The sequence below is a fragment of the Bacillus spongiae genome (assembly GCF_037120725.1).
GTDB classification, from domain to species: Bacteria; Bacillota; Bacilli; order Bacillales; family Bacillaceae_K; genus Bacillus_CI; species Bacillus_CI spongiae.
In genome coordinates this window covers 112070-123887 of record NZ_JBBAXC010000011.1, presented here as the reverse complement: position 1 = coordinate 123887, position 11818 = coordinate 112070, and the positions used below count along the sequence as shown (strand labels likewise).

At 37.1% G+C, this 11818-nt stretch carries 10 protein-coding genes; 5 read left to right on the top strand and 5 right to left on the bottom strand.

The annotated features are described in order from the left end of the window. Positions 1-195: 195 nt before the first annotated feature. Positions 196-978 carry an SDR family NAD(P)-dependent oxidoreductase gene (locus WAK64_RS14200; protein ID WP_336587645.1) on the bottom strand — a complete coding sequence of 261 codons (783 nt, stop codon included), beginning with the start codon at positions 976-978 and terminating at the stop codon, positions 196-198. A 13-nt stretch (positions 979-991) separates the two neighbouring features. Next, complete coding sequence (locus WAK64_RS14195) at positions 992-1960, bottom strand: MBL fold metallo-hydrolase (protein ID WP_336587644.1); 969 nt, start codon at positions 1958-1960, stop codon at positions 992-994. A gap of 186 nt (positions 1961-2146) precedes the next feature. Between WAK64_RS14195 and proC the strand changes: the two genes are divergently transcribed. Next, positions 2147-2989 (top strand): pyrroline-5-carboxylate reductase, encoded by an 843-nt coding sequence (gene proC, locus WAK64_RS14190; RefSeq protein WP_336587643.1) that lies wholly within the window; start codon positions 2147-2149, stop codon positions 2987-2989. Between the two features lie 153 nt (positions 2990-3142). Next, positions 3143-4159: an NADPH dehydrogenase NamA gene (namA, locus tag WAK64_RS14185; RefSeq protein ID WP_336587642.1), complete on the top strand. Its 1017-nt coding sequence runs from the start codon at positions 3143-3145 to the stop codon at positions 4157-4159. 38 nt (positions 4160-4197) lie between these two features. Here namA and WAK64_RS14180 read toward each other — a convergent pair whose 3' ends face one another. Together WAK64_RS14180 and rnz are read right to left on the bottom strand one after the other, a co-directional pair. After that, on the bottom strand, positions 4198-5502 hold the full coding sequence (locus WAK64_RS14180) for an ATP-binding protein (RefSeq protein WP_336587641.1): 1305 nt from the start codon (positions 5500-5502) through the stop codon (positions 4198-4200). Positions 5503-5747: 245 nt separating this feature from the next. Then, positions 5748-6677 (bottom strand): ribonuclease Z, encoded by a 930-nt coding sequence (rnz, locus tag WAK64_RS14175; RefSeq protein ID WP_336587640.1) that lies wholly within the window; start codon positions 6675-6677, stop codon positions 5748-5750. A 535-nt stretch (positions 6678-7212) separates the two neighbouring features. Here rnz and zwf point away from each other — a divergent pair. From zwf to WAK64_RS14160, 3 genes are all read left to right on the top strand, one after another. Further along, positions 7213-8715 carry a glucose-6-phosphate dehydrogenase gene (gene zwf / locus WAK64_RS14170; protein WP_419465954.1) on the top strand — a complete coding sequence of 501 codons (1503 nt, stop codon included), beginning with the start codon at positions 7213-7215 and terminating at the stop codon, positions 8713-8715. A gap of 20 nt (positions 8716-8735) precedes the next feature. Then, the gene (locus WAK64_RS14165) at positions 8736-9350 is read left to right on the top strand and encodes a cyclase family protein (RefSeq protein ID WP_336587639.1); all 615 of its coding nucleotides are present in this window, start codon (positions 8736-8738) and stop codon (positions 9348-9350) included. Positions 9351-9826: 476 nt separating this feature from the next. Next, the gene (locus tag WAK64_RS14160; protein ID WP_336587638.1) at positions 9827-10132 is read left to right on the top strand and encodes a hypothetical protein; all 306 of its coding nucleotides are present in this window, start codon (positions 9827-9829) and stop codon (positions 10130-10132) included. Positions 10133-10383: 251 nt separating this feature from the next. Here the strand turns inward: WAK64_RS14160 and gndA are convergent, their stop codons facing one another. Next, on the bottom strand, positions 10384-11796 hold the full coding sequence (gndA, locus tag WAK64_RS14155; RefSeq protein WP_336587637.1) for an NADP-dependent phosphogluconate dehydrogenase: 1413 nt from the start codon (positions 11794-11796) through the stop codon (positions 10384-10386). Positions 11797-11818: the final 22 nt, after the last annotated feature.

The window sequence follows — 11818 nt, the reverse complement described above, 5'->3', positions numbered from 1 at the left end:
GTTTGTGCAAGGCCGATAAGTGTGGTAGCACTTGCGGTCTTTTTTATTGTATGCTGTTACAGCTTGTATATGTTTAGAATAGCATAATTAAAACCTATTGTACAACGTATCAGCAATCGGTTAATAAGAGTTCGCACTTAACACGGTTTACAAGAATCAACAAACTGAAAGAAAAATGTTATCTAAAATGAGTAATTACTTTTGATAAAAAGCTTTGCCTCCAAGTTTTTCAATTAGTCGCGGCATTAATGAATAGAGTACACTTACACTATTCATATACCAGGGAAGATTAATTTCTCTTCTCCTTGTATATAAATGATCAGCAATTTTTGTGGCAACAACCTCAGGTTTAAGCATCCATTTCCCTATATTTTTTTGATATTCACCACTACGGTCCGCAACATCAAAGAAATTAGTTGAAATCGGCCCTGGATTAACTGCCATAACCAATACATCGAATGGCTTAAGCTCCATTCGTAAAGAGTTTGTATAACCTAAAACAGCATGCTTAGTGGCGGCATAAGCGCTTGACTTTGGTGTCGCTAGCTTTCCAGCTTGTGAAGCAATATTAATAATCTTACCTCTTTTGTTTTGTTTCATATGTGTTAACACTTGTTGAGTACAGGAAATCAGACCATATACATTTACGTCAAACATCCCTTTTACATCCTCTATTCTCGCATCATCTGCCTCAGTAAAAATGCCATACCCTGCATTGTTTACTAATACATCTATAGAAGTCACTTCCTCAAAAATCTGCCCAAACACATGTTCAACTGCTTTATGATTCGTTACATCCAGGGAATAAACAAAAACCTTCGTATGATATTTTCCTTGAATGTCACGTTGAATAGTTTGTAACTTATCGATGTTACGAGCTAGTAAAATAACGTTTTCCCCACGTTTGGCACATTCATAAGCGAGACAAGCACCGAGACCACTTGATGCTCCTGTAATCACAATATTTCTTCCACTCATCTCTCCCCCACCTTTAGTTAGCTTTATACAATGCCACACCCTTCTCATTATATGTGACAGACACGTCCCCCATATGAACTAAATAATCAAGTTGACCAAGAGTTTCTGACATCGTTAAGCCAAGTTCTTTTTTAAATATTTCCGGAAAGAGTTGTTGACAAACTTCAAAACAGCTTCTTGGTGTGCCCTTAAGCATTTCCTTCACTTTCATTGCTCGGTCATGTTGACGATTTAATCGTCGACCAATTAGCTCATGTACCTTTGTTATTTCTTTTCCATGACCACTAAATGCGGTAGATATATCATAATCTAGCATTTTGTTCAAAGACGTATTATACTGAATTTGAGGCTTCGGACGAGGACCTTCCATTATTTCAGCTGGTTCAATAAGCGGATTAGAGGAAATATGGGCGATGATATGATCCCCTGCTAGTAATACACCATCTTTCTCACGATAAAAGGATAAATGACTTTGTGCATGACCTAGAGTTTCTATTACTTTCCATTCAGGTAACCCCGGTATAAAATCATTTTCTGCTAACACACCTGTTAACGAACGTTGACACATCCACTTTAATGGCGCTTTTAATCGCTCCAAAAACATTAAGAACTGTTCTGGTAAACCAAGTTCATAAAATAGGGAAGCATAAAAATCATCATGCTTTTGAATAAATTCATCGGTTCTGAGTAACCAATCTTTGTTATAAGAATGTCCATAAATTGGGACATCTTCTGAAAAATAATCTAACAGACCAACATGATCTGGATGGTGATGGGTTAAAATAACTTGTTCAATATCTTGAGGATTAAACCCTAGATTTTTTAAACCAGTTTGCATTGCATCCCATGCCTCGTCCGTTTTAGGACCAGCATCAATTAATGTTAAAACATCTCCTTTTATTAAATAAGCATTCACATTCCCAACAGCAAAAGGAGTAGGGACCACGATTTTTCCTATATTACCATACCATTCTGAATTCATATTTGTATCCCCTTACTTTTTCAATCGTATATTCTTTAGTTTATCGTTTTTTTAGTAAAATGTCATTGAATTCCTTTTAACCCCCTAACTTTCTCTCATATCTATGTCGTAAGTAAATATAATGAATTATTACTTAGCAAAAAGAACGAGTAAACTACTACCTTACTAAATTAGGAGGGATTTTTCATGAAAACGGGATTTATTGGAGCGGGAGCTATGACACAGGCAATGCTAGTAGGTGCACTAAAAAAACAAGCACTAAAGTGTGATGACGTGTGGGTAACAAATAAACATAACAAAACAAAACTTGCTGCTCTCTCCACCAAACACCATATTCACACAACGTATGACCTCTCTAAATTCATGGAAAATATTGACTTGTTAATTTTTTCAGTTAAACCAAAAGATGCCTTTGATTCCATTCAGGCGATTAAACCATATTTATGTAAAGATGTACTCATTATTAGTTTAATGGCGGGCATATCGACAAGGCTGATGGAAGAAATGATAGGAATGGAAATAGCCATTTCTAGAGCAATGCCTAATACATCTGCCGCCATATGCAAATCTGCGACTGCGTTTACGTTTAATCCTTACACGAATGAAAAGCAAAAACAGATTGCGTATTCTCTTTTTCAATCCATTGGAACCGTCACAGAAATTCCAGAGGAGCAGCTTGATCTTGTCACCGCATTATCAGGAAGTGGACCTGCATACTTTTATTATTTAATAGAACAAATGCAGCTTGCAGCAGGCAAGCTTGGTATGGACCAAAGGACTGCTAAGCTTTTGATTCAACAAACCCTGATTGGAGCTGGAGAGATGCTGATAACTTCCCCCAAAGGAGCATCAGCACTTAGAGAAGATGTAACAAGTTCAGGCGGAACAACAGAAGCAGGACTGCAGGTACTTCAACAATGTCACGTTGATAAGGCATTATACCAATGCATCGAAACGGCCACGCTAAAGGCAGCCTCACTACGCAAAAACGTTCAACAAACGATAACTACTCAAATAAAGAACGCGTAATGACTAAATATAATCAAAGAATGCTTGTTATTCATTCGACGTTCATGCTGTAGGGTACGAGGAACGTGAGCACATTTTTTCCTTCCCACTTTTCACCTTGTTATAATGGAATCGTCTAAACGATTAAAACAAGTAACCGTTGGAGGGATAAGATTGACGACAAAACTTTTTGAAACAATTCAGTTAGAAGGGTTAGCATTAAAAAACAGAATCGTCATGGCACCGATGTGCATGTACTCTTCTCACGATGAAAATGGGAAAGTAGAAAATTGGCACAAAACGCATTATACGAGTCGCGCAGTAGGTGGTGTAGGGCTGATAATACAAGAAGCAACTGCTGTGACTCCACAAGGGAGAATATCCTCACGAGATTTAGGGATATGGTCTGATGAACATATAGAGGGCTTAACTGAGCTTGTTACTCTTGTGAAGGAGCAAGGAAGTAAAATAGGAATTCAGCTTGCGCACGCTGGAAGAAAAGCAATGGTTGAAGGTGAAATTATCGCTCCATCACCCATTCCCTTTCATGATAATATGCAAACACCAAAAGAAATGAGTTTGGAGGATATTTATTCAACGATCTCCGCTTTTAAAGAAGGAGCTCTTCGGGCGAAAAAAGCCCATTATGATGTAATTGAAATTCATGCCGCCCACGGATATTTAATTAATGAATTTTTATCTCCTCTAACGAATCATCGAACAGATGAATTCGGAGGCTCTCCTGAAGGAAGATACCTTTTTTTACGCAAAATAATTGAAGCCGTAAAAGAAGTATGGGAAGGACCCATATTCGTTCGTGTTTCGGCTCATGATTACCATCCAGATGGATTGCAGGCAGAAGACTACATAAACATAGGGGCCTGGATGAAGGAGCAAGGAGTAAGCGTAATTGACGTAAGTTCAGGAGCAGTCGTTCCCGCGAAAATCCCAGTATTCCCTGGTTATCAAGTCAAACTATCTGAAACAATTAAGCATGGAGCTGACGTTAAAACGGGAGCAGTCGGGCTGATCACAAATGGGTGGCAAGCAGAAGAAATCCTTCAAAATGATCGAGCTGACTTAATCTTTATTGGGAGAGAATTGTTAAGGGATCCATACTGGCCAAGAAGCGCAGCTAAGGACCTTGATGTTGAAATCGACGCACCTAAGCCATACGAACGAGGTTGGTGACGTTAATTAAAGTAGAGTAATTGTAGTGAAACGGCGAACTAAATCGAGTTCGCCGTTTCACTTTTTTGAACTTTTGCCCCGATTGCAGTGAGGGGTGGAAAAACTAAAGTAAAACAAGTTCCTTCTCCTAGTTGACTTTGAACGTATACTCTTCCTTTCATCAGTTGAAGGATTCGATATGTCACCATCATTCCTAATCCCGTACCATTCTGATCTTTAGTCGTAAAATAGGGCTCTCCAATACGTTGAATCTGGTCCGCGCTCATCCCTACTCCAGTATCACTGATAGAAATGACTACTCCTTTACTAGTTTGCTTTGCTTTGATCCTCAATACCCCACCACTAGGCATCGCTTCAATACTATTCTTCACAATATTTAAGAGCGCCTGTCTGAAAAGCTTTTCATCACCTAATACTTGAATATCGGAAAGGTCCGTTTGAATGTTTACGCTATTCATATTCGCCATCGGGGAAATAATTTCTAGCAATTTCTCGATATCCTTCTTTATATTTAAAGGGACAAAATGATGTAATGTTGGCTTTGCGAAAGTTAAAAAGCCATTAATAATACTTTCAGCTCTCTCTAGTTCAGCTAAAGACAACTCAAAATATTGTAGACGCGTTGCGTCCACTTCCGTTTCCTCAAGTAATTGTAAAAAGCCTTTCGTCGTTGTTAAAGGGTTGCGAATTTCATGACTGACGCTTGCAGCCATACTACTAACCATTTCTAATTTTTTGGCGTGTATAATTTTATCATTTACAATAAAGTGCTTGACCATAAATTCAATGATTAAGATCGTTAACAGCGCACAAGAAGCACTGAATATTATTCCAAAAAACATGAGATTCAAAGGAATATGAAAATTCCAAACTAGATAGGACACTATATAAACAAATAATGGTGACACAGAAACAAATATACTACCAACCAGTATTCGTTTTTTACTTGAATACAATATAAATCGATTCGACAACATTCCCGCAAAAATAAGGAATACACCAGTTGTAATAAACGTACTCATTATTCCATCTCCCTCAATAAAGGAGCGAGCCGTAACCGTTACAATATACAACCCTATACTAACTAGAGGACCGCCATATAATCCTCCTAAAATCATTGGAACCATTCGAAGGTCAAATTGAAAGTTAGATGTTAGTGAGATAGGAAAAAAGATGCAGAATAAAATGGAAAGGGAAGAACCGAAGAAAATAAAGATTCTTCTTTTCGGAAGACTAGAAAATAAGAGGACATTACGATCAAGAAGGAGTAAACTGGTTACCGTTACAATTAAAATAAATAGATAATTTAATAGTAATATTTGTAGCATAGACTCAACACTCATACAATTCCCCCTAAACCGCCGACTAATAATATCCTATAAACAAAATAACACATTTAAAAATAGTTTAATAGAAATGTTACAAGAACACAATTAGAAAATTTAGAAAATTTAATTTTTAGTTACATTTTCCTACATCCCCCCACAAAAATAAAATACCTATTTTAACAAACATTCAGTAAAAAAGACTGTGACGAAAGAAGATGGCTCCCATTCTTCTTTCGTCACAACTTTAATACCGTATACCTTTACTCTGTCTGTAAAGGAACCTTTACCTCCAAAAAATCAGAGGCAATCACACAATTGTCAAATAGCTGCTTTGCTTCTGCCTCTAATTGACGACCGTCCTCCTCTGTATAACGAGAGCTAATATGAGTGAGCAAAAGCAGCTTCGCGTTGGATTTTTTTGCGATATCAACAGCTTGAGAAATCGTTGAATGATAATACTCCCAAGCCATCTCTTCATTCCCATCTGCAAATGTAGCTTCATGAACGAGAACATCTGCATCTTCTGCTAATTGAAGGGCTGCAGTACATGGTCTTGTATCACCCAATATCGTTACAACCCTTCCCTTTTGACTGTCACCTAAATAATCAACCCCGTTGATGACGGACCCATTTTCTAAAACCACTTTTTTTCCTTCTTTAAGCTCACGGTAATACGGTCCAGGCATCATGCCTTGCTCTTTTAGTTTTTCTACAAGCAACGGTCCTGGTCGCTCTTTTTCTTGAATGCGATAACCATACGAGTCAATGCCATGGTCTAGCTTTTTGGCTTCGACAATAAAATCCTTATCTTCAAATAGAATGCCTTCTTCGATTTCCATTATATTTAAAGGGTATTGTAAATGCGTTTTGCTAACGGAGAGTGTCACCGTTATAAATTCTTTCAATCCTTTCGGTCCATAAACGGTGACTCCTTCTTTTCCTCCTTGGAAAGAGCGACTCCCGAGTAGCCCCGGCAATCCATAGATATGGTCACCATGTAAGTGAGTAATAAATATCTTTTCAATTCTTCTGGGTTTTAAACGAGTATGTAATATTTGATGCTGTGTCGCTTCTCCACAATCAAAAAGCCAAACAGCCCCGCGCTCTTGAAGAAGCTTTAAAGCTACAGCAGACACATTTCTCAACTTGGCTGGCACTCCTGCTCCTGTTCCTAAAAAAAGTAGTTCCATCTTTCTCACTCCTTCCTCGTCATCATACCATACCTTTTGATTTTTAACGTTTATCCCTACCTATTTTATAGCGTAATCTCCTCTACTATCAAAGATATCCATTCACATCTTCAATTTTCAATAGAACTAGAGAAAAACCACCTACTATATTTATGGAAAGCAATGCTAGAAACTCCGTGCCATACATGAATGCTTCTGCAGATCGTTATACTTCTCCTGCATTATATACACTACTTTCACACATATTATGAATGACTGGCCTACTAAATCAAGTAATACCGATAGGAGATCATATTATCTTTAAAATACTCTTCCGTACGAAATACGAGCATCTACAATTTTACACCTCGGTCATGACCCTTTCTCCTTTCACTATACTTCCTTTAGAATTCATAAAGGTCTGTTGCATATTGGTTGCATAGTACGTTCAAAATGGCTAAAATATTGAATCAGTAAAGTGATTTTATATAAGAAAAGTGCTATCCTATTTAAGGAGCGCAGATGTAATGAATGAATAAAAAGTGAGGTCCTAATTGTGAACAATAACGGTACACCTGCTAGTCTCATTATGATATTTGGTGCAACAGGAGACTTAGCCAAACGAAAGCTATTCCCTTCGTTATTTCATTTATTTAGAAAAGGTAGAATTTCTAAGAAATTTGCGGTCGTTGGCGTCGCACGAAGAGACTGGACACATGAAACGTTTCAATCACATGTGAGAGACTCTGTTTTAACATCGATTGGTCAAAGCGAAGATATTGAGGAATTTATTTCTCATTTCTACTATCAACCACATGATGTTTCGAACTCTGAATCATACATAAAGTTAAAAGAATTAGCTGACCAATTAGATACGAAATATGAACTTCAAGGAAATCGAATTTTCTATTTAGCTATGGCGCCTGAATTTTTTGGGACGATTACAGACCATTTAAAATCAGAAGGATTAAAGGACACAAATGGCTTCCATCGTTTAGTCATCGAAAAACCATTTGGACATAACTTACCTTCTGCCGAAAAGCTAAATACTCAAATTCGTGAAGCATTTATTGAAGATGACATCTATCGAATTGACCATTATTTAGGAAAAGATATGGTTCAAAATATAGAAGTTATTCGATTTGCCAATGCATTATTCGAACCACTTTGGAACAACCGCTATATTTCTAATATTCAAGTTACTTCTAGCGAAACACTAGGAGTAGAAGAACGTGGAAGATATTATGAAAAAAGTGGTGCATTACGAGATATGGTTCAAAACCATATGCTACAAATGGTTGCTCTTCTTGCTATGGAACCCCCAATACGTTTAACGACAGATGAAGTCCGTAGTGAAAAAGTAAAAGTGTTCCGTGCTCTTCGACCAATTGAAGGAGAAGAGATTGAAGACTACTTTGTTCGTGGACAATACGATAAAGGGAGCATCACCGAAGGGGATTTAACAGGATACCGAGATGAAGTCAATGTAGACCCAGAATCAAATACGGAAACGTATGTGGCTGGGAAACTAATGATTGATAATTTCCGCTGGGCTGGCGTACCTTTCTACATTCGTACTGGAAAACGTATGTCCTCTAAAGCCACAAAAATTGTCGTACAATTTAAAGACATTCCAATGAACTTGTATTACAATCCAGAAGAACCACTCGCTCCAAATTTACTAGTCATTCATATTCAACCAGAAGAAGGGATTACCCTTCACTTAAATGCAAAACATTCTGGCGATAAATTGAAAACAAAGACAGTAAAATTAAGCTATTCTAATACAGGTATTCATGGCATGAACACGCCAGAAGCATATGAAAAACTTCTTCATGATTGTATGCTAGGTGATGCAACAAACTTTACTCATTGGGATGAAGTAAAGCTTTCTTGGAGCTTTGTAGATAAAATTTCTGAATACTGGGAAAGAACGGAAGAAAAAAGCTTTCCTAACTATGCTTCAGGCTCTATGGGGCCTAAAGCAGCTGATGATTTACTAGAAAAAGACAACTTCTTCTGGTGGCCTATCCATAACCTAGAAGTAGATAAATGTTAAGGGAGAAAGGAACGAAAACAATGAAAATTTATGATATTACAGCACCAATTTATACTGGCATGCCAGTATGGAAGAACTACCCTAAAAAACAACCAGCTATTTCTACAGAAACTAACGGTCATGTGACGGAATCTCGTATTTCACTAGACGTACACACAGGAACACATGTCGATGCACCGTTACACATGATTAATGATGGTGAAACGATTGAAACGATTGGGATTGAAGAATTGGTTCGAAATATAAAAGTGTTAGATTTGACAAAAGCAGAAGGTAAAATCTCAAAACAAGATATCTCCTCATTAAATATAGAAAAAGATGATTTTATATTATTAAAAACGAAAAATTCTTTTGACAAAGAGTTTAACGTTGAATTTATTTATGTTGCAGAAGATGCTGCTCAATTTCTTGTTGAAAAAGGCATTTCTGGAGTAGGAATTGACTCTCTTGGCATCGAGCGTGCACAAGACGGCCACCCTACTCATCGAACATTAATGAGCAATAATATTATCATCGTTGAAGGACTACAGTTAGAAGATATCGAAGCAGGCGAATATTTTATGGTTGCTGCTCCTTTAAAAATCCAAGGAACAGATGCATCACCAGCGCGAATTTTACTAATGGACAAGATGTAAACGGTAAATGAACCTGCACGAGACTCGAACACACACAGTGACTGTCACTGTGTGTGTTTTTTGTATAAGTCGATTCCTTTCTTTTCAAGGATTCAGTACCTAAAAATTCTATTTTCAGATTAATTATTCTTTCCCTCAATACATTTTCACCATTATTATGCTTATTTAATATTTGCTATAACAAAAAATGCATATATTTAATAGAAGAATGCTTTCCTTCTATATATATGTGAAAAGCTACTCCCCCCTTTGTGGAATTGAAATAATGTTACACTGTTTTATGTTACCCTTTAGTCTAAAGGCTATTTTTCAGTTAGAACTATAAGGTCGAAAAAAGAACGGATAATTAATAAAAAGCCCTATTGTGGAGTAACGAAAATCACTTGTATGCTAATATAAGGAAGTTACTAGAACTATTCAGCATTATAGAAGGACTTGTTGTGAAATCGCACAAGAACTCTAAGGAGTGTTAATGAATGTTAGAAAAAAATAAAAGCATTACATATTCAGGCGAAAGAATAATTGATGCTCTAAAAGAGGTAGAGCTTATTTTAATTTCATTACATAAGATGGGTTCTTACTTCGGTGAGAAATTTTTAGAAGATGGAGAAGCACAGCATAGAGCTGAATACGAAAAAGAAACAACACACTTTATTGATGATTGGAAAGTGGCGAATAGACTAGCTACAATTAGAACGATATTATCAGAGAAATTTGATGATACACTTGGAGAAGATGATATGGATGATATTGAAAGGGCTATGGAAGGTATCAAATATTGATCTAAAACCAATGATAAACCGTAAATTAAGTACTAGGGACGTTAATAGAAAATCATATGACAAGTTCTTTCAACTTAAAAATTGATCCAAACTTTTATAAAGAGTTTAATCCATTCAATCAAAGTGGATTCTTTTTTGTTAGTGGGACAATAGTTAAATGTAAATAAAGCCGCGCCTAAAAAAGCTACACAAAATCAGTTTTTACTGAATTCGTGTAGCTTAAATTGACACCTAAGGAGAACAAAATGAACTTATTTCTCCATCCATTCAGTATGGAAAATCCCTTCTTTATCAACACGCTGATACGTATGGGCACCAAAGTAATCTCGTTGAGCTTGAATTAGATTCGCTGGTAACGTTTCAGCACGGTAGCTATCAAAGTAAGCCAATGCTGCTGAGAAAGATGGTACAGGAACACCATTTTGAATTGCGACGGCAATCACTTCGCGAAGGGCTGATTGATAGTTCTCAACGACACCTTTAAAGTATGGATCAAGCAATAAATTCGGTAGGTCAGCATCTCGATCATATGCTTCTTTAATCTTTTGTAGAAATTGGGCACGAATGATACAGCCTCCTCGGAAGATCATCGCAATCTCTCCGTAGCTTATATCCCAACCATGATCATCTGATGCTGCCTTCATTTGGGCAAAGCCTTGGGCATAGGAACAAATTTTACTCATGTAAAGTGCTTTTCTAATGGATTCAATGACAGCTTGCTTATCCCCCTGGAAGTTTTCCGCTTTAGGACCTTTCAACACTTGACTCGCTTTTACGCGCTCCTCTTTTATTGCAGATATAAATCTTGCAAAAACAGATTCTGTAATGATTGGGAGAGAAACCCCTAGGTCTAGAGCACTTTGACTTGTCCACTTTCCAGTTCCTTTTTGACCAGCTTTATCAAGGATCACATCAACAAGTGGCTTACCCGTTTCCTCATCTACTTTGGTGAAAATATCGGCGGTAATTTCGATTAAATAGGAGTCCAACTCTCCTTTATTCCAGTCTGAGAATACTTCATGAAGTTCCTCAGCTGATAAACCTAAAACATGTTTCATTATAGAATAGGATTCAGCAATTAATTGCATATCACCATACTCAATTCCGTTATGTACCATCTTCACATAATGCCCGGCACCATCAGGACCTATGTAGGTCGTACACGGCTCCCCATTCACTTTGGCTGCGATATCTTTTAATATAGGAGCAACTAAATCATATGCTTCTTTTTGACCACCTGGCATGATTGATGGACCTGTTAGTGCCCCTTCTTCTCCACCAGAAACACCTGTTCCTATAAAATGAAAGCCTAGTTCACTTAGCTTTTTATTTCGTCTAATTGTATCTTCAAAAAAGGTGTTTCCACCATCAATAATTATATCTCCTTTATCCAAGTGTGGAATAAGTTGTTCAATCGTCGCATCCGTCGCTCCTCCAGCTTTAACCATAAGAAGAATTTTTCTTGGTGTTTCTAAAGACTGAACAAATTCCTCGATACTATAAGTTGGGTGAATATTTTTCCCGTTTGATTCAAGCATCATTTGCTCGGTCTTTTCATTGGAACGATTGTATACAGATACTGAATACCCTCTACTTTCAATATTCCATGCTAAGTTTTTTCCCATTACTGCTAAACCGATGACACCGATTTGTTGTGTAGCCATTTAAAAACATTCCCTTCGTGAA

Excerpts from the sequence above, each read along its gene's own strand:
- WAK64_RS14165 (WP_336587639.1), top strand. The coding sequence starts at position 8,736 with ATGAAAATTTATGATATTACAGCACCAATTTATACTGGCATGCCAGTA.
- WAK64_RS14180 (WP_336587641.1), bottom strand. The coding sequence starts at position 5,502 with ATGAGTGTTGAGTCTATGCTACAAATATTACTATTAAATTATCTATTT.
- WAK64_RS14195 (WP_336587644.1), bottom strand. The coding sequence starts at position 1,960 with ATGAATTCAGAATGGTATGGTAATATAGGAAAAATCGTGGTCCCTACT.
- WAK64_RS14160 (WP_336587638.1), top strand. The coding sequence starts at position 9,827 with ATGTTAGAAAAAAATAAAAGCATTACATATTCAGGCGAAAGAATAATT.
- WAK64_RS14200 (WP_336587645.1), bottom strand. The coding sequence starts at position 978 with ATGAGTGGAAGAAATATTGTGATTACAGGAGCATCAAGTGGTCTCGGT.
- rnz (WP_336587640.1), bottom strand. The coding sequence starts at position 6,677 with ATGGAACTACTTTTTTTAGGAACAGGAGCAGGAGTGCCAGCCAAGTTG.
- gndA (WP_336587637.1), bottom strand. The coding sequence starts at position 11,796 with ATGGCTACACAACAAATCGGTGTCATCGGTTTAGCAGTAATGGGAAAA.
- proC (WP_336587643.1), top strand. The coding sequence starts at position 2,147 with ATGAAAACGGGATTTATTGGAGCGGGAGCTATGACACAGGCAATGCTA.